Below are 20,715 nucleotides of genomic sequence, written 5' to 3'. Positions count from 1 at the left end.
ATAAAACCATTAAACTAATTAAAATGACTGCTTTGAGAAAGGTGTTCATTTCTGCTATTGGCAGAAATGTGATACTGTTGTTTTGTTTTGTATGCATGTCAATAGTGCGTGTTCACGCACAAAAGGATATTGTTATAGGTACAGGTACCAATAGCAATGAAGACTGGACGCTGCCTTGTCCATTGCAGGATGCTAACCAGGCCGGGCGTGCGCAGTACTTATACCTCGCTTCTGAATTAAAAGCAGCAGGCATGGATTCCGGGTTTATTAATGCACTGTCTTTTCAGATAATTAAAACAGTTTCCGGAAAAGATGCCCTGCTTGAGCAGCTGGCTATTAAAATAGGCACTACTACTGTTGCTTCCTTAGATCTTTCTTCCTGGATAGAGGGTGCTACTCAGGTATATGGGGCTGTTGATTATACCCCGGTACCGGGTAAAAATATCTTTACCTTTTCAAAGCCTTTTTTATGGAATGGCCGCGACAATATTGTAGTGGAGATATGTAATGGCGAACCCAATAACAACAGCGTTAGTACACGTAACCCTTTTGTTACCTGGACCACCGATCTGGATTTTGTAGCCAGTCATTCCTATGGTAATAGTGGCTCTGGTAACTTGTGTAATACCACGGTAACCGATGCGTATGGCAATAGTAATTACCGCCCCAATATCGTTTTTGAATTTACGCCTGCTGTGCTTTGTGCGGGTACGCCTGTAGCGGGTAGTGCATTAACATCTGCCGGTTCTGTTTGTGCGGGCGGGGTGTTTCGTTTGTCTTTACAGGGGAATACGGTGGCCTCCGGTCTTACGTATCAATGGCAGTCCTCAGCCGATCATGTTAACTGGGTAAATATAGCAGGTGCTGCTTCTTATAGTGTAGTTACATCGCAAACGGCAAGTTTAAGTTACCGGGCAGTGGTTACCTGTACGGCCAGTGGTGCGGTGGCGCAGTCGGTGCCGGTGAGCGTGTATTCTCCGGCGGCTGTATCAGGCACGTTTACTATTAATAAAGATGCGCCTGCCGGGGGCGGTAATTTCCGCTCGTTTAACGATGCGTATAATTTTATCCGGTGTGGCATTGGGGGCAATGTGGTATTCAACGTTACCTCTACCAGCGGTTCTTATAACGAGCAGTTGATTCTGGAAAAAATTCCAGGTACCTCGGCTACTAAAACGGTTACGTTTAACGGTAATGGTCAGGCTATTGAATTTACCTCTTCCAACAGTGATGAGCGGGCGGTTGTTAAACTGAATGGCGCCAGTCATATCAGGCTGAATAATCTGGTGATACATGCTACGGCTGCGAATGAATGGGAGTATGGCTATGGCGTGCATCTGCTGAATAATGCAGATTCTAATACCATCAGTAATTGTTCAATTACAACAGATACCCTCACCAGTTCAGATCATTTTGCGGGTGTTGTTATTAACGGGTCTGCGTCTGACCTGCTTTCGAATAACGATTCTGATTGCGATAGCAATACGGTGCGGAACAATATTATTACCGGAGGGTATGGGGGTATTGTATTAAAGGGGTATAATACTGCTACCAATAAAAGAAACCTGTTTACAGATAATACTATCAGAGAGTTTTATCGCATGGGGGTGTATGTATCTATTACTTTTTCTACGGTTGTAGAGGGTAATACTTTTACCAGAGAATACAGAAAGGAAAACTCCTGGGAGGTGTTTGGTATGTTGGTGGAGCAGCTGAGTACTTTTATGCGTATCAATGGTAATACGTTTACCCGGCTCAATGGCGCTTCGGCAGATGTGGCCGGGAATATATACGGAATTTATTTTGCCTATGTAGAAACACTGGCCGGATACGATAACATCATTAGCAACAACCTGATGTACCAGCTGGGTGAGGGTACGAATGTATATGGATTGTATAATTCACAGTCGGGTAATGTGGGTTATTATCACAATACTATTTCGCTGGATGGAAGTGCCAATGCGGCAATGAGCTATTCTGTAATAAGGGGCGCTTATTTTGAAGGCGGCATGGCCAGTGTGGTTTTTAATAACAATATGGTTACTATCAGCGGCTCCGGACCGGGTAATAAGTTGTGTATTGATGTCAGGCAGCAGGGAGCGGGGGTAGCTGCCAGAAGAAACAACTATTATTATCCGCCGGGCACAGCTGGTATTACTAATATCGGTTTTTACAACGGCGTGTATTATGCTTCTTTGCTGGATTGGCAGAGTAAAGGAGGAGTTGAAACGGAGTCGTTTTTTGTAAATCCATTTTATACTAACCTGGCCGGTGGTAATTTAACGCCACTGAATGCGGCTATTGATAACAAGGGGTTGTATACTTCGCTGGCACCGGCTGATATAGCGGCGGTAACGCGCAATATTAGTACCCCGGATATTGGCGTGTACGAGTCTACGCCACCGCTTTGTACCTCGCCGCCTACGGCTGGTAAAGCTGCATTAAGCAAGGATACGGCGTGTTCCGGTGAGCTGGTGTTGCTTGGCCTGGAAGGTTATTCCATTGGCAGCAGTCAAACGTATCAATGGCAATATGCCTCATCAGCTGCCGGGCCATATACTAATTTCGGGCAGGCTATGACTGGTCCGGATACAGCTATCAGGGCAACCGGTAATACGTATTACCGTATGGCGGTAACCTGTAGTGGTTTAACGGCTTATTCTGATACCGTGCATCTGGTAACACGGAATGTTTTGCCGGGTGGTACCTATACCCTTAATCAGCTGGCACCGGTTGGTACGGTTGATTTCAACAGTTTTACGCAGGTGCAGGCTGCATTAGCCTGTGGAATACAGGATGATGTGGTTATTATGGTAATTGCGGGTAGTGGCGTGTATAACGAACAGCTGGTGCTGGGGCCTGTGCCGGGTGCTTCTGCCGATGCTACGGTTACCTTTAAAGGAAATGGTAACACCATTCAATATGGTTCTTATAACCCGGATAACAGGGCTGTTATTCAATTGAATGGTGCTGACTTTATCATCTTTGATAGTCTTACTGTTCAGGTAAGCAGCAATAGTGATTACGGGTATGGGGTACAATTGATGAATGATGCGGATAATAACATTTTCCGAAGGTGTAGTATTCAGGTTCCGCTGGATAAAGCAGACGGGTACTGTGGTATAGTGGTAAACTCTTCCACTAACGATGCGCTGGCCGAAGGAGAGTCTTTGTGCGATGGTAACGTGTTTGAACATAATACCATTACCGGCGGTAAAACGGGTATTGCTTTGGTGGGTAGCAGCGATCATCCGCTGCTGAATAATAAGGTAAGTGGTAATCTGGTAACTGAATTTTTTGAAGAGGGTATACGGGTGCAACATGCCACTAACGGCGTTGTGGAGTTGAATGAAATAACAAGGCCTACACGTTCAGATCTTAGTTTTTCTACCCATTATGCTATTGTCAGTGGCGGCAACCTGAGTAAGTTGCTGATTAATGGCAACCGTATACATAATTTATTTGGCGGTAACGAACTGAATAATGCCGGTGCTTTCGGTATTCAGACAGAGTATGCCAGAACGGCTGCCGGTGAAGAGAATGTGATTTCCAATAACCTGTTGTATCATCTGAACGGCAGTGGTTCCTGGGCTGCCATCAGTAACTATATTTCTAACCACTCGCTTTACTATCACAATACGGTTGCGCTGGATAATGTGGATAACCAAACAGGTTCCAATGCTTATGGTTTTGTGTTACTGGGCGATCCGGAAGAGGTGTATATTAAAAATAACATTGTTGCTATTACGCATGGCGGCAACGGGCAAAAGAAAGCCATCTTCTCCTATGGAGACTCTAAAGCGGTAACCTTTGATTATAACGACTACTATATAAATGCTCCGGGCGGCATTAGTGGTATTATATCCCGTTCGGGTACCGACTATACTACACTGGAGCAGTGGAAAACGGTTTCCTTACAGGATGCGCATTCCATTGTTATTGATCCTGTATTTACCAATCCGGCAACCGGTAATTACCAGCCTGCTATTTCGCCGCTGGATAATACGGGTACAGTAGTGCCGGTTAGTAAAGATATTCTGGGTGTTGATAGAAGTACTGCTTCGGCTGATATGGGAGCCTACGAAATAAATATTCCTGTATGTACCACGCCGCCTGCGGCGGGTGTTGCTGCTGCCCTTCCTTCCTCGGGAATATGCATGGGTACAGTGGTTCAGTTTAATCTTACCGGTAATTCAACGGGCGGCACTCAAACTTATGTATGGCAGGATAGTGCTGTTAACGCAAAACAATGGACCAACGCAAGTGAAGTGCAGTTTACGCCTGCCTTTAAAAAAGAGGTAATGCGCAGCGGCTACTGGCGTTGCCGGGTGGTTTGTGGAAAAGATACCAGCTATTCGCAGGCTGCAAAAGTTCAGTTCAATGCTGCTTTCCCGGCTGGTGTATATACCATTGACAGAAGTGGTGCCGGTGACTTCAAAACATTTGGCGAAGCGGTGGCGGCTATGGAATGTGGTATAGAAGGTGCGGTAACCTTTAAGGTAAAACCAGGTGTGTATAATGAGCAGGTGAGAATGCACCGGATTTTTGGGGCTTCTGACAGTAGCCGAGTTACTTTTCAGTCGGATAATGGGATCGCTGCTTCTGTGCTGCTTACCTATAATACTACGGAAACCGAAAAGAACTATGTGTTGCAGCTGGACAGCGCTTCTTTTATTACCTACCGTAACCTGCAGATACAATCGGTAAATATTGATTATGGGCGTGCGATAGATCTGCGAAATACGGCAGCCTCTGATAGTATTGTTAACTGTGTGCTTGGCGCGGTAGAAACCACTGCCTCCAACTGGGATATGGCGGTGCTGTATAGTGATAATCTGTTGGGTGATAACAACGTAATCAAGGGCAATACAATTAATAATGGTGCTATAGGTATTTACCTGAATGGTAATTACATGACTAAAGTGCGGCCTGTTGTAATAGATAGCAATTTTGTTAAAGGTGCTTATATGAGTGGCATATATGCTTCTTATGCCCGGTATCCGGTTATTACGCGCAATAGTGTGCTGGTGAAGGATAGTAAGTCGTGGGGTGGGTATGGTATTCAGTTAATGAACTGCGATTCTGCTTATCGTATCACTGACAATACTATCCGGATAGAGCATACCATGGAGGATAAATATGGCATGTATCTGGTTTCCTGTGCCTCTACCAAAACACATGCGGGCAGGATTGAACGTAACAAGGTACTGGCATTGCATAACAATACCGGTAATCTTTATGGAATCTATTTTATGGCTTCGCCCACGGCCTATGTACGTAATAATGTTATCAATATAAATACTACTGGCGATAACTCTTATGCTATTTACGATTCAGAGTCGGGCAACAAGTATTTTAATAATACGGTTCAGAATAGTTCTGCCTCAACGGCTGATAACTACGTAGGTTATTTTATCAATAGTCGCGATTACTATGATATTCCTGAACTGTTTAATAATATCTTTTCGCATACAGGTGGTGGTAAAGTATTTTCCATTACGGAAAGGGAGGCTATTAACAGCGATTATAACATGCTGTATACCACCGGTGGGGTGTTGGGTAGCTTTGACTATAATGATTTTACTACGCTGGATGAGTGGCGGAAAGCGGTGCTGCAGGAAAAGAATTCTATTGTATATAAACCTGCTATAACGGGTGAAGAAACCCTGCTGCCTGATATTGCTGATGCGCATGTATGGGCTATGCATGGCCGTGGCGTACAGCTGAGTGCCAATGCCGATGATTTTAACCGGCAGGCGCGCCCTGTTAAACTGGAAGAAGGCGTGCCTGACCTGGGGGCTTATGAGTTTATGCCATCTTCAGTACCGCCTGTTTGTGATGCCATACCAGCAGTGCCTGCGCCGGGTAGCAGGCAGGTGTTTATGCTGGGTACAGATACGGTATGTGCTATTACATGGGGTGCCGGAGCGCCTGAGCAGATAAAAATGAGAAGGTACTCTGGTGTGGTGCCGGGGGGTATTACGGCAGGCAGAAAGTATATGTATTTTTATACCAATGCTGAGGTTACGGGTGGTGGTGCAGATGATTTTGAGATGCAGCAGTTTTACCTTGACCCCTGGAAAGGGCTTATTGCTAAGGAGGCTGATATAAGATTGGGAAGAACCGATGCTTCGGGTGGCTGGCTGGCAGATAGTGCCGGTAAAGTACAAACGGCTGAAAATATCATTTCCCAGACAAAGCTGAATTATCTGGCAAGGTTTACAGGGCTTACCGATACCGTTGTAAGAAGTGTGCCGGAAGTGTACCTGCCGGCAGATACTTCTAATATGGGCACCCGTTTCTGGGTAGGGTATGGTCATAATTCTTTCTTTGATACGCCTAACGAGCATGAAATGGTATTGTATTTCAGTGCGCGTGATTCGGCTAATGTTACCGTGCGTATTAACGGCACTACCTGGGAGCGTCAGTATCATATAACACCTGGTTCCAATGCGGTGAGTGATCTTATTCCCAAACAGGGTATGCTGGATGCGCGTTTAGTAACGGAAGGCTGGTCTGACAGGGGAATCAGTATTGAAAGTGATGTTCCTGTGGCTGCCTTTGCACATATCTATGGCCTGGCTTCCTCCGGTGCTAGTATCTTATTGCCGGTAGGTACATATGGTTATGAGTATTATGCTTTAGGGGCACCGCAGAAATATAGCACCGCTAATTGTTATTCCTGGTTTTATGTAGTGGCTGATCATGATAGTACCCTGGTAGAAATTACACCTTCGTGTACTACTGTAGGTGGGCATGCGGCTAATGTGCCTTTTAATGTATTGCTGAATAAAGGTGAGGTATATCAGGTGCTGGGGGCGTTGCAGCCGGGTAGCCTGGAACTGGGCTACGAGGTAACGGGCAGCAAAATTAAATCTATAGCCGGCCCTACGGGCAAGTGTTATCCTGTAGGCGTGTTTTCTGGTACGGGGCGTACTTCGCTCTCCTGCGATGGGCAGGGTACCAGTGGCGATAATATGCTTCAGCAAAACTTCCCGTATCAGGCATGGGGTTATAAATATCTTACCGCACCTGCGCCTTCTCCGTACGATCCGGAAACGCCTACGGACAATCTGTATCGCGTATTGGTGAAAGATCCGGCTACTAAGGTGATGAAGAACGGTGTGTTGCTAACGGGGATGGATAGTAAGGGGTATTATGAATACTATTCTCATGAAGCTGATTATATAGAAGCCGATCAGCCTGTTATGATGGCGCAGTATATGTTGTCTGACGGTGCCTGTGGTGTTACGTATGATTATGGTGATCCGGAGATGGTATATCTGAGCCCGGTGGAACAGGGTATTAAGCAGGCTACTTTCTACCGTACCAGAAACTTCCGCGTGCGGATTAATTATCTGGTGGTTACTATTCCCGATGAGGGTTTGCAAACACTTCTGATTGATGGAAGTAATGCATTTGATTATAGTTATGCCCATCCGGGTTTGCCGGGTTACACGGTGGTAATAAAAAGATGGAGTGCCAGGGCAACCGCTGCTACTGTTTCCAGCGATGTAGCTTTTGCTGCTATTACGTATGGTTTGGGCGAACAGGAGAGTTATGCGTATAGCGCGGGTACTATGTTGCGGAATCTGAATCCCGTTCCGGGTTTTGTAAACGTATACGATTCCAGTGGCCGTAACAGTGCTTATACCTGTGCGGGTACGCCGTTCCGGTTTAATCTGCTGCTGCCTGTGAAGCCTGCTGAAATTGTGTGGGGCTTTGGTGCCGTTCCTCAGTTATCGCCCGGGGCAGATAGTGTACAGTTAAATCCTGTGCCACTGGATTCGGTAATGATAGGTGGCCGTAAGCTGTATCGCTATACTGTACAGCAATCTTACGCGGTAACAGCAGCAGGTACTTATACGGTGCCGGTGGTATATAAACACCCGGATATTCAAAGCTGTAATCAAACGGCCGGTACCTCTCTGGTTATTACGGTGCTGGATGAGCCGGTGTGCGATTTTTCGGTGGCCTACTCTGGTTGTATGAATGATGTTGCCAGCTTTACAGGTAGTACCACCGGTGTAAATGGTGGTGCTATTCATGCATGGCAGTGGAATTTTGATGACAATACAGGAGCAGGCGTTAAAGATACCGTGAAGCAGTTTGTTGAGCCGGGTATATATGAGGTAAAGATGAAGGCTATAGGTGCAGATGGTTGTGTGGCGGATACTATGAAGAGGGTGCAGGCCTTGCCTTATGCCGCCCTGAATTTTGTACGGGATACTGTGCGTGTATGTGCCGGAGAGCCGGCTTTGCTGGAGGTGAAAAATCCCGAAGCGGGCATTATGTACAACTGGTATGATGCGGCTTCAGGCGGTTCGCTGGTAACCACTGGTAATAGTTATACCGTAACCAACGTAACAGGTGTTGTAAAGTTATATGTAGCTGCGGTTAAGAACGGTTGCGCTTCACCGCGGGAGCAGGCCACTGCTATTGTGTTGGAAAAACTGGTGGTGCCGGTTGTAACGGTTGATTCTGCCGGTGTGAATGTGTTGCGGTTTGTGTGGGGTAGTGTGCCGGGAGCTATTGCCTATGAAGTATCTGTTGATGGTGGTGTTTCCTGGATAACGCCTTCTTCCGGTAGTTCAGGGTTGGTGCATACTATGTCTGTGCTGAGACCGGGGCAGGAGGTGAGCTTTCTGGTAAAGGCAAAAGGGGCTAGTGTTTGTCAAGACAGGCAATCGGAAAAAACAACGGCTGCAACATTGCCGGATCAGGTGTTTATTCCCAATTCTTTCTCGCCTAACGGAGATGGAGTAAATGATATCATCAGGGTATATGGTTTTGTGGTGAAGGAGGTAACGTTTATGGTGTTTAATCAGTGGGGGCAGAAAGTATTTGAAACCAGAAATCAAACGCAGGGTTGGGATGGTAACTGGAAGGGCAAGCCGCAGCCATCAGGCGTATACATTTATGTGTGTAAGCTGGTGTTAACCGATGGTAGTACGCAAACGAAAAAAGGTTCAATAAATCTGGTGCGATAATGAATAGGTGGATACGGTGTATACTGGTATGTCTGTTGTGTGCAGCTTTCTACGGAAAGGCGGCTGCACAGGGTTTGTCTAACCGTGGAAAGGAGTTTTGGGTAGGGTATGGGCTGCACCAGTTTATGGAGTGGCCCGGCGATACCAATGCGCAGGATATGGTGCTGTATTTTAGTGCGGAAGATTCGGCAGAGGTTACGGTTACGGTAAGGGGGAGAACGGCTAACCTTGTAAAAGTGTACAAGGTGCCGGCGAATACGGTTATCATGTCTGACCGGATGCCTAAAGACAAGGGGGCTTATGATTGCCGGTTGTACGATCTGCCGCCTTCCTTTGGCGGAACGGGCGGTGACGGGCTTTTCAAAGTATCTATCCACATCAGCAGTAATGTGCCTATAGTAGCTTATGCGCATATTTATGGCGAAACTTCATCGGGTGCTACTATGTTAATGCCCGTGGAAACCTGGGGTTATAGCTATACTTCACTGAATAGCAAGCAGATTTATGCCGACAACTGTTTTTCCTTTGCTTACGTTGTTGCGCAGCATGATAATACGCAGGTGGCTATTACGCCATCGGTGCTTACGCGTGATGGGCATTTGCCCGGTGTTACGTTCAATACCACATTGAATGCGGGTGATATTTATCAGATTGTGGGTGCCAACACGGGTGGTGGAAAGGGAAATGAATTAACGGGTACTACGGTAAAGTCGGTTGCTAATGACCAGGGCGATTGTTATCCCATTGCTTTTTTTTCGGGCAGCAGCCGTACGGAGAACCCCTGCGAAAAAGGTGCCGGTGGCGGCGATAACGACATGCAGCAGGTGTTTCCTTACGAAGCCTGGGGCAAGCGTTATTACACGGCTCCCACCTCCTCCTCTAATATGGCTTCTTCATTTATGACGAATATGTATAAGGTAGTGGTAAAGGATGCAGCTACTGTGGTAAAAAGAAATGGAAAGGTGCTGAGTGATTATGATGCAAGCAGCAGGAGTTATTATTTTGAAAGCAATAAAGCGGAGATAATAGAAGCGGATAAACCGGTATTACTGGCGCAGTTTATGTCGGGTGGTTGTTTGGGAGCAGGCAGTCTGGGCGATCCGGAAATGATGTTTTTAAGTCCGGTTGAGCAGGGTATTAAGCGCACTGGTTTTTATCGCAATACTGAACAGATTATTCAGGTAAATTATCTCACACTTATTATACCCAAAAAAGGATTGGCTTCTCTTACCATTGATGGTAAGCAGGATTTTAGTTATTCCTATACGCACCCGCAAGACACCAACTATATGGTGGTGGTTAAGCGGTGGACATCCGCTAAACAGCAATGTCTGGTAAGTAGTGATTCTGCCTTTACTGCCGTTACTTATGGCTTAGGTGGTCATGAAAGTTATGGCTACAATGCAGGTACCTTAATCAATAACCTGAACGCTGTGCTTTCTGTGCGTAATATTTCCGATACAGCACAATCTCATTTATTTACCTGTGTAAATACGCCCATGAAGTTGTCTGTGTTAATGGCGTATATGCCTACGCGGCTGGAGTGGCTGTTGAGTGAGGTGTCTGGCTTATCGCCCAATACGAATGTTGTGCAGGCGAATCCTGTGCCTTCGGCGGAGGTGTTGTATCGTGGGGTTACTTATTATAAATATGAGTTGCCGGGTACTTATCAGCTTTCACAGGCAGGTATTATTGATGTGCCTGTACGCAGCACGCACCCTATTGTTGAAAACTGTTATCATACAGAAAAAATACTTACTTCTGTAATAGTTAAAGAACCGCCTTTTACGCCGTTGACTGTATCGCATACAGGGTGTATAGGAGATTCGGTTTATTTTTCAGGCAGTAAGAATACAGCAAACGGATTTGCTATTACTAAATGGAAATGGGGTTTTGATGATGGTGCTGTAGCAGATACCGGTGTTGCTGCTAAACTGTATACCACGGCCGGAGCGCATACAGAAACATTGCGTGTTGTTACGGCAGAAGGTTGTGTGGCTGATACAGCCTTTTCTATAACCGTTAATAGAGCTCCGGAACTTACCATTGTTATTGCTGATACTGCTATTTGTATGGGAGATACGGTAAGGGTGAGTGCTGTAAGTAAACCCGGCAGTTCCATTGTTATGAAAGAGTGGTACTGGAATATGGGCAATAGTATCGTTTCTGCTGCAAGCGCCCCGCCTCCTTTTGTGTATGATGGTTTTGGTTCGTACCGTATTAAATTGCATGGAAAAGCCAGTGCCACCTGTGTGAGTGATACGGTGGTGCAGGTGGTTACTGTAGCAGCCAGGCCTGTACTCTCTTTTACTTATCCGGAAGGGTGCCTGCCGGAAACGGGCATAGTTAAGTTTGTCAATACTTCAGCAGTACCGGATGGTCAGGCTATAGTTGCGCATAACTGGAGTTTTGGAGACGCTTACGCAACGCCTGATAATCTGAATACGGCAACGGAGCCAGATCCTTCTCATAAGTATACGCGTTACGGAATCTATTCTGTTTCCTACAAGGCAACCACCGCTGGTGGTTGTGTGGCAGATACTACTGTTGTTACTTCCTTTAATGTGAGGCCTGCATTTAACTATCCCCAACCTGCTGCTGTTTGTGAAAGTGTGCAAGGTGTGGTGCCGGTAACGGGTGCTGTTGTTACCAATAACGTAAAGGGCACAGGTGTATATAAGGGAGCAGGTGTAGATGTGGCCGGTAACTTGAGTTCGTCTGTTGCCGGGGCGGGTGAGCATACCATATGGTATGTGTTTACTGCTGAATCGGGATGTAAGGATTCGGTGTCTGCCACAGTAACAGTGTATCCCAGGCCTGTTGCAAGGTTTACTATGCCTTTGAATGTATGTGTGGGAACTGCTGCTGAGCTTAAAGATGTTTCTTTCATTGCCGATGGTGCCCTTGTGCAGCGTAACTGGAATCTGGGAGATGGTGGTACTGCTTCTTACGCAACTGCTACTGATTTTACTAAAAAATACCGTGACTATGGTGATTATAAGGTGATGCTTGTTGTTAAGAGTGATAAAGGGTGTACGGGAGTTGATTCGTTTACTACCCATGTGCGGCAGCTGCCGCAGGTGAGCTTTGTTGTTCCTGAGGCTATATGTATGCCGCAGGGTAAGGCTGTTTTTGTGAACAATACTACTATCGGGGAAGAGGGGAGTTTGTCATATGCCTGGCTTTTTGCAGATGACGGCTCTGTGTCTGATGTTCGTTCTCCGGAGCATACTTATGTAGCTGCCGGTAGTTATGCTGTTCGTTTAACGGTCACTTCTGCTTACGGGTGTATTGATAGTCTTACCAAACAGGTAGCGGGTTTTTATAATAAACCACTGGCTGCTTTTGCAGTGGCACCAGAGCAGGTATGTGCGGGTAAATCTGTAAGCTTTACCGATGCCAGCATGGGCGCAGGAAGTGCTGTTGTGCAATGGAAATGGATTTTTGGCGACGGTACTACTGCGGTTCAGCGCAATGTGGATAAGCGGTATGATGTAGCTCAAACCTATCGCCCAGGGTTGGTGGTGACCAATGCTGCGGGTTGTGTATCCGATACTGCAATGCGTGAGGTGGTAGTGCATGTGCAGCCCACGGTAGATGCCGGTGCTTCTGTAATAGCAACTGAAAATGAAGTGGTTATTTTAAACCCGGTAGTGAGTGATGTGGCTAATGTGACTTATGTATGGTCGCCCGCAGCTTTGTTGAATAATGCCAGGTTGCTGCGGCCTTCTTACAAGGCGGTGGATGATGCGGAGTTCTGGCTTACCGTAACCGGAAAAGTGGGCGGTTGTGAGGCTGCAGATAATGTAACGGTTAAAGTATTGAAGCCGGTGGTTATTCCTAACGTGTTTACGCCTAACGGGGATGGTATCAATGATAGCTGGAATATCACTAACCTGTTTATGTATGCCGCCTGTACTGTTACGGTGTTTAACCGGTATGGGCAGCAGGTGTATCGCTCGGTAGGGTATACAACGCCCTGGAATGGATATAATGCAGGCGGATTGGTACCGGTAGGCACTTATTACTATATCATTGATCTGAGGAATGGAGACGCTGCGAGATCGGGTACTGTTACTATTCTGAAATAAGACAACGTACCTTTGCTGCCCCTTTAACAACCCCGGGGTAGTATGGAAATAGCAGAAGGCGTATTATTCGCCATATTGTGGGCGTCGGCTACCGCCGCCACTAAGTTTGGAATCCGTTCTGTAGAACCCTTATTGCTGGCCTGTATCCGGTTTTTGCTGGTGGGTGGCCTGCTCACTGGTTTTGTATATGTTATCCGGGCAGGAAAGTTCCGGTTGCCCACTAAAAAAGAGTTTAAGCACCTGTTTATTCTGGGGTTGCTGAATATCACGCTGTATATAGCGGCTTTTGTAATTGCCGTTAAAATGGTGAGTGCGGGGCTGGTAAGTCTGTTTAATGCCATGCCGCCACTGGTGATTATTCTTTTGTCTGCCATTTGGCTAAAACGCCCCGTTTTGCGGAAAGAGTGGTTGGGTATTGGCCTGGCTATGGCCGGCCTGGCTGTAGCAGCCATTCCTAATTTGCAGAACAGTCACGCTACCATTGGTGGTATAGTCATATTGTTGCTGGGGCAGGTGGCCCTGGCTACCGGCAGCACCTATTACGCCGGTATTAAGCTGGAATTGCCGCGTTTGGTAATTAATGCCTGGCAAACCGCTATCGGGGGCTTGTTGCTGATTCCGCTGGCTTTTTTGAACCGGCATAATATTTACCTGGTGGCTGACAGCAATTTTTACTGGTCGCTCGGCTGGCTGGTGATACCTGTTTCTGTTATTGCCTATGGCTTATGGCTGCATTTGCTGCATAAAGATGCGGTAAAGGCCGGGATGTGGCTTTTTGTAACGCCGGTGCTGGGGTATGTGCTGGCGGTTTGGCTGTTGCGGGAGAAGGTGACGGTGTATGCAATTGTGGGTGCTTTGATGGTAATTGCCGGAGTTTCAATAGCAAAGCGAAAAAAAACTTGAAAAAGATTTGGAGGTATCAAACTAATTCTTACTTTTGCACCCCACTTACGAATGAACGCAACGAAAGGAGCTGACAAAGTAAGAAAGTTCGGGAGGTAGTTCAGCCCGGTAGAATACCTGGTTTGGGACCAGGGGGTCGCAGGTTCGAATCCTGTCCTCCCGACTTGAAAGAAAAAAAGGATAGCAGAAATGTTATCCTTTTTTCGTTTATAACCTGCCTGGTTCTATTCACATTTTCTTAATGCCTATTTGCGGGCAGAACATCAGCAGCCTTTATAATTTTGGCAGCGTAATGACTACCCTCGATAACAATGAACTGATACAGGCGCTCCGCAATGGAGATGAAACTGTGTTTCAGCAATTGTATGATCAGTATAGTGCCGCTGTTTTCAGAAATATTTTCAGGCTGCTTCCCCGGCAGCAGGATGCGGAAGACTTACTACAGTCCGTTTTTTTGAAATTATGGGAGAGTCGTCACCGGCTGGCTGAGGAGCAAACCGTGGATGGATGGTTGTTTTCTACCAGTTTTTATCTGACTATGAATAGGCTTCGCGCTATTGCACGCGACAGGCTAAAAGATATGGGCGAATTGCCCGCCGATATTCCGGATATTACAGAAACGGAAACGGTATCGGAAACCTATATGCAAAAGATGACGCTGCTGCACAAAGCCGTTAATCTGCTTCCTGCCCGTAAAAAGCAGGCTTTTGAACTGTGTAAGATGGAAGGAAAGTCTTACCAGGAAGCGGCTGTATTGCTGGGTGTTTCGGAGGATACTGTAAAGGATTATGTAAAATCTGCCATGGGGCTTCTCAGAAGGCAGGCCTTACAAACAGATTTGCTGGTATATGCGTTGCTTACCCTCTACTCTGCGAATGCCACTTCTTAATGTTTTGGTAACATACCAGGCGCCCCTCTTTTTTTATTCCCCGACATTTTAGAACAGACATGCAGGATATATCGATACTTATACAAAAGTCTCTGGCCGGATCAGCTTCTGTGGAAGAACTGAAAGAGTTGTTGAAGCAGCTGGATCAGCAGGAACCTCATTTACGGGATCAATGGCTGCAGGCTACTGTGGCAGGCGAAGAAGAAAATGCTGCTCCTGTATTTGACCAGGAGCGCATTAAAAGACTGATTGATGCCAGCATGAAAGCGTTGCCAGCTAAAGCTGCCAGCAACAGCGTGGGGGTAGTGCGATGGTTGAGAACAATAGCGGCAGCGGCAGTATTTGCCGGGCTGGTGCTGGCGGTGAACTATCTGTATAACAGCAACCGGCATTCAGCTGCCGGACAGCAACAGACTGCGGTAGCAGAGCAGGTAATTGAAGCAGGCGATGTAAACAAAAACTTTACCCTGCCTGATGGTAGTGGAGTGTTGTTATATGCAGGAAGTACGCTGCGTTTTAAAGCAGGGTATAACGTTACTGAACGGCATTTGCATCTTTTGGGAAAAGGTTGTTTTACCGTAAAGCAAAACAGGCAACTGCCTTTTGTAGTGTATAGTACGCATGTGGCAACTACTGCGCTGGGAACTGTGTTTGAGGTATGGGAAAAAGGCGATAGCACTACGGTAAGATTGCTGAACGGTAAGGTAAGTGTACATAATTATACAGATGCGCAGGCGCAGCTGGTATATCTCTCACCTGGTGAACAGGCGGTACATTATAAGAATGTTGCATTGACTGTTCGGCCATACAGAGAGCAGACTGAACGGGTAGCGCTTAAGCCATCGAAAGAAACAGAAAAGGCTGCTGCCATTGCAGGATTGTCTTTCAGGCAGATGCCATTGGAGCAGGTGTTTAAAGTGTTGCAGACAAAGTATAAAGTGGTTATCAGATTTAACAAGGCAGACGTGGCAGGAATGATGTTTACCGGTGCGTTTGGTGAGCAGGAGCGTCTGGATGCAGTGTTGCGTGTAATAGCCGGTATTAATAATCTGGATGTACAAACCAGCGAACAAGGCTTTATCATCAGAAAGTAAATCATAAGAACATATTGGTTGATTGTACACACCCGGGCGTGTGCAGGATACCTATTGCCCAAACAATAATATCATGAAATATTTACAGTATATGAAAGTGGCATTTGTGCTGCTACTGCTTACAGGGCTTCTGCTGCCCGGGCATGTCTTTGCCCAGGAGGGTAGTATAAGAGGCGTTATTATGGATGAATCCGGAACGCCTGTGGAGGGCGTGGCCGTTGAAATAAAGCCTGTAAACAAGTTGGATAAAGCGCATAATGCCAGTAGTAATGAGGCCGGTGCTTTTAATGTAAGTGGTTTGAAAAGTGGCGTTAAATACGATCTCTATTTCAGGCATGTGAATTACCAGCCTGATGTGGTGGCAGGTATAGAAATAAAGAAGGGCGAGAACAACTCGCTGCTGGTGAAGCTAAAGCCGCTGGATAAAAATCTGGATGAAGTGGTGATTACTTCGCTGGGTATTGCTAAAGAAAAAAAGCGACTGGGTTATGCGGTGCAGGAAGTGAGAGAAGATATGAATACTGCCAAAGGCGGTAACATGCTGAGTGGACTACAGGGCAGGGTAGCTGGTTTGAATATGACGCAGGTTTCCGGCGGGCTTGCAGGCTCTAACCGTATTGTGCTCAGGGGCGAATCTTCACTGAACATCAATAAGAATATTGCCATGGTGGTAGTGGATGGTGTTCCCATCAACAACAACCTGGGTACGGGAACAACCAGTGATCTGTCTATCGACTACGGCAGTGGCGGTGCAGAAATTAACCCGGATGATATTGCTTCTATCAGTATTATGAAAGGCCCCAATGCGGCAGCCTTATATGGCTCCCGTGCTGCCAACGGCGTTATCATTATCAAAACCAAAAAGGCATCAGCCAGCAATCGTTTAGGTGTTTCTGTAAACAGTAACGTTGCTTTTGAAAGTGTGTTAAAGACGCCTGATTTTCAGAATGAATATGGCGGTGGTACAGGTGTTGGGTTAAAATACTATTCTTATGGTGATGGGCCTGATGGGCCTAACACGTCTAACTCCGGACACAACTGGGGCGCCCGTTTCAATGGCCAGCGTTTTATACAGTTTGGATCGCCTTTAGATGCCAATGGTAATCGTGTGGCTATTCCCTGGCAGGCTTATCCTGATAATGTGAAGGACTTTTATGGTACCGGTCGCACACTGATGAATGGTTTTTCATTACAGAAATCGGCAGACTGGGGCAGTTTCAGGGCTTCTTATAATAACTATAACCAAACGGGTATTATGCCCAATACTGAATTGCACAGGCATCAGTTTAACCTGAACAGTGTAATTAACCTGTCGTCACAACTCAGCTTTAATGCCAACGTTAACTATATCAACAGTACCAGCGATAACCTGCCGGTAATAGGCTATGGCGGCGCATCGCCCACCTATAATTTTATCTGGACAGAGCGGAATGCTACCATGGACTGGTTTAGAGATTACTGGATAAAGGGGCAGGAAGGTATTAAACAGAACTACTACTTTACCTGGGGCGATAACCCTTATATGACCATGTACGAGCAGTTGAACGGCATGAAAAGAAACCGCTTGTTCGGGAATGTTTTCTTCAGCTACAGCATACTGCCTCAGTTGATTCTGATGGTGAGAACGGGTATTGATTACTCCGGAGAAAACAGGGCATCACAGCGTCCGATCGGTTCTGTGGTGGCAATAAATGGTTTGTACAGACGTCAGGATCTGAACTATTTTGAACGTAACTCCGATTTCCTGTTTACGTATACACCGTTGAAAGGATTGGGTAAATTCACCTTAACAGCCAATGCGGGTGGTAATAATCTTCAAATCAATACCAGCAGCAATACCGTTACTGCCAATGGGCTGGTAATACCCAATGTATACAATCTGGGTAACGCCTCTGGCCGGCCTATTGTAGATGAGTTGAATACCGCAAAGGGAGTGAACAGTTTGTATGGTATGGCAGATATTGGTTATGATAATATGCTGTTTCTGCAACTGACCGCCCGTAACGACTGGTCGTCTACCTTACCCAAAGGCAATAACTCTTACTTCTACCCATCTGCTTCTTTAAGTGCGTTGATGACAGAAGTGCTGAAATGGAAACCGCATGGGTTGAATTACTGGAAATTGCGTGCTTCTTATGCACAGGTGGGTAACGATACAGACCCTTACCAAACCAGCGCTTATTACGAATACAGCGCATTGCCCGGAGGTGCCGGACTGCCATCTGTAATACCTAATAAAGACCTGAAACCTGAAATTACCACTTCTCTGGAACTGGGTACTGAACTGAAGCTGTTGAATAACCGTGTAGCGCTGGATCTTACCTGGTATTCCGCTTCCAGCAAAAACCAGATATTAAGAAGCCCTTTATCCTCAGCTACTACCTATGGTGCCAAGGTGATGAATGCCGGCAAAATTGAGAACAAGGGATGGGAAGCCAGCTTAACCGTTACACCTGTAAAAAGTAAACTGGTATGGGATGTTACCCTGAATGCTTCTGCAAACAGAAGTAAAGTGGTAGAACTGGCTGATGGTGTAGAAAGCTATGTAATGGCCAGCGCGCAGGGGGCTACTATTGAAGCCCGTGTAGGTGGCAGAATGGGAGATATTTATGGTGTAGGCTTACTGAGAAATGAAGAAGGAAAAGTAGTATATAAAGGCGGAGTGCCGGTGTTTACCACCAATACACTTAACCTGGGTAACTACAACCCGGATTGGATAGGTGGCATACGCAACAGCTTTCAGTATAAGAACTGGGTATTCAACTTCCTGTTCGATGGTAAGTTTGGTGGAAAGATCTATTCGTTTACTTATGTAACAGGCACGGAAGCCGGAAGTCTGGCTAATACACTGCCGGGTAGAGAAGAAGGTATTGTAGGTGATGGCGTGGTGCTAAATGCCGACGGAAAAACCTATTCTGCCAATACAGAACGTGTAGCTGCTTATACTTACTACAGAGGCTATTATAAGCGCCCCAATGTGGAATCCAGCACTTTTAATGCTACCTACGTAAAACTACGTGAGGTGGTGCTGGCCTACCGTATTCCTGCAAAGTGGCTTAACACTAAATGGATACAATCTGCACAATTAAGCCTCACAGGCCGCAATCTGTTATTGTTCACTAAGGCACCCGGCATAGATCCTGAAACTTCCTTTGTTTCTGGCGGAACAGTGGTGCCGGGTATTGAGAATGCCCAGATTCCTTCTTCCATAAGTATGGGTGTTGATTTAAAAATTACTTTCTAAATGGCAAGTACTATGCGATTGATAAAAATAATGCTGGCTATAGCAATGGTTGCTCCGGCCTGTACAAAAGTGGATAATACCAACCCTAATGTACCTGTTACAGTAAACCCGGGTGTGGTATTGCCTCAGATAATTTATAATACTTCCAATACGCTGGTGAACAATGCCTTTGAGCTGAATAATGAGTTGATCCAGTACACCTGTATGAATAATACGTTTACAGAAGTACAGCGCTTTAAACTACAGCCTGCCAACTCTAACGGTATATGGGCTTTGTATAACCGCATGCGCGATCTGGATGATATTATTGCTATGAGTGATAAAGGGCAGGGACTTACCAATTACAAAGCCATTGCACGGGTAGTGAAAGTGTATATCTATTCCGTGCTAACCGATACCTATGGCGATATACCTTATAGCGAATCGGGCAAGGCCATTAGTCAGCAGGAGTATACGCCTGAGTATGATACGCAGGAGGAAGTGTATAAAGGCATGCTGGCTGAACTGGCATCGGTATCCAAATCCTTCAATACAGCAGAAACATTGCTGTACAGTGGCGATCCGGTATACAAAGGCACCATCAGCCGTTGGGTTAAGTTTACAAACAGTCTGCGCCTGCGCTTGCTGATGCGCGTAAGTCGTAAAATGCCTTCAGCGGTGGGTGATATCACTACTATGCTGTCTAACCCGGCCGATTATCCTATGATGGATAATAACGATGATAACTTCGTGTACCGCTATTCCGGTGGGCTGCCTGATGTATATCCGTTGGCGCCGGCTTATGTGCGCGACTTTGATTTTAAGTATAAATCAGTCAGTGCCTTTATTGTCGATTCTTTAAAGAAGTTTAACGATAGCCGTTTGTTTCAGTTCGCCCGGCCTACCAATGCCAGTGCAGGCACCAGCAATCCGCAGTATGTGGGTCTGCCCAATTCATTGCCCGTTACGGAATCGGCCAACTACAATGGCGGATACAATTTTCAGTCTTACCTGGGCACGCGGTTTCAGTCACCCACAGAGCCTGCTATATGGCTTACCTGGTCTGAGGTGCTTTTTCTGAAGGCGGAAGCAGCACAGATGGGCTATTTTTCCGGTGATGCAACTGCTTTATACAATGATGCTATCAAGGCTTCTTTTGCTTACTGGGGCGCTCCCTTTGCAGAGAGTTATCTGCAACGGACGGGTGTAAAGTATGACGGTACTTTGCCTAAGATTTATCTGCAGAAGTTCTTTGCCCTGTACTTTACAGGTATGGAAGGCTGGAATGAATACAGACGTACAGGTTACCCTTTACTGGCAGCCGGGCCTGCCAATGTTAATGATGGTAAAGTGCCTTCCCGTATACCGTATCCGTTGAGCGAGCAATCGCTTAACCGCATTAATTACACGGATGCCGCTAAACGCATGGGTAACGATAATATGAACCATAAAATGTGGTGGCAACCTCAATAGTACTCCGTTTGTTTTGTGTAAGGGCTGGCCTTTCGTCAGGGTCAGCCCTTTT

General features: G+C 46.2%; 7 protein-coding genes and 1 tRNA gene. All 8 read left to right on the top strand.

Going from position 1 to position 20,715, the window contains the following annotated elements; translation table 11 throughout:
• Positions 1-23: 23 nt before the first annotated feature.
• A complete protein-coding gene (locus IEY13_RS24765) occupies positions 24-8,990 on the top strand; it encodes an Ig-like domain-containing protein (protein ID WP_188957436.1) in 8,967 nt (2,988 codons plus the stop codon).
• Complete coding sequence (locus tag IEY13_RS24760; RefSeq protein ID WP_188957434.1) at positions 8,990-13,081, top strand: PKD domain-containing protein; 4,092 nt, start codon at positions 8,990-8,992, stop codon at positions 13,079-13,081. The genes IEY13_RS24765 and IEY13_RS24760 overlap by 1 nt, the downstream gene beginning before the upstream one ends.
• 42 nt (positions 13,082-13,123) lie before the next feature.
• Entirely contained in the window at positions 13,124-13,984 is an 861-nt protein-coding gene (locus IEY13_RS24755) for a DMT family transporter (RefSeq protein WP_188957432.1), read from the top strand.
• Between the two features lie 89 nt (positions 13,985-14,073).
• Positions 14,074-14,147, top strand: a tRNA-Pro gene (locus IEY13_RS24750).
• A gap of 129 nt (positions 14,148-14,276) precedes the next feature.
• Positions 14,277-14,873, top strand: coding sequence for an RNA polymerase sigma factor (locus IEY13_RS24745; protein WP_188957430.1), 597 nt, complete (start codon positions 14,277-14,279; stop codon positions 14,871-14,873).
• A gap of 59 nt (positions 14,874-14,932) precedes the next feature.
• A complete protein-coding gene (locus IEY13_RS24740; protein WP_188957428.1) occupies positions 14,933-15,967 on the top strand; it encodes a FecR family protein in 1,035 nt (344 codons plus the stop codon).
• A gap of 73 nt (positions 15,968-16,040) precedes the next feature.
• Positions 16,041-19,211: a SusC/RagA family TonB-linked outer membrane protein gene (locus IEY13_RS24735; protein WP_188957426.1), complete on the top strand. Its 3,171-nt coding sequence runs from the start codon at positions 16,041-16,043 to the stop codon at positions 19,209-19,211.
• A 12-nt stretch (positions 19,212-19,223) separates the two neighbouring features.
• Entirely contained in the window at positions 19,224-20,663 is a 1,440-nt protein-coding gene (locus IEY13_RS24730) for a SusD/RagB family nutrient-binding outer membrane lipoprotein (protein WP_188957424.1), read from the top strand.
• Positions 20,664-20,715 lie beyond the last annotated feature (52 nt).

Origin of the sequence: Filimonas zeae (assembly GCF_014641615.1) — a bacterium.
GTDB lineage: Bacteria > Bacteroidota > Bacteroidia > Chitinophagales > Chitinophagaceae > Filimonas > Filimonas zeae.
This window is presented reverse-complemented; position numbering and strand designations above follow the sequence as displayed.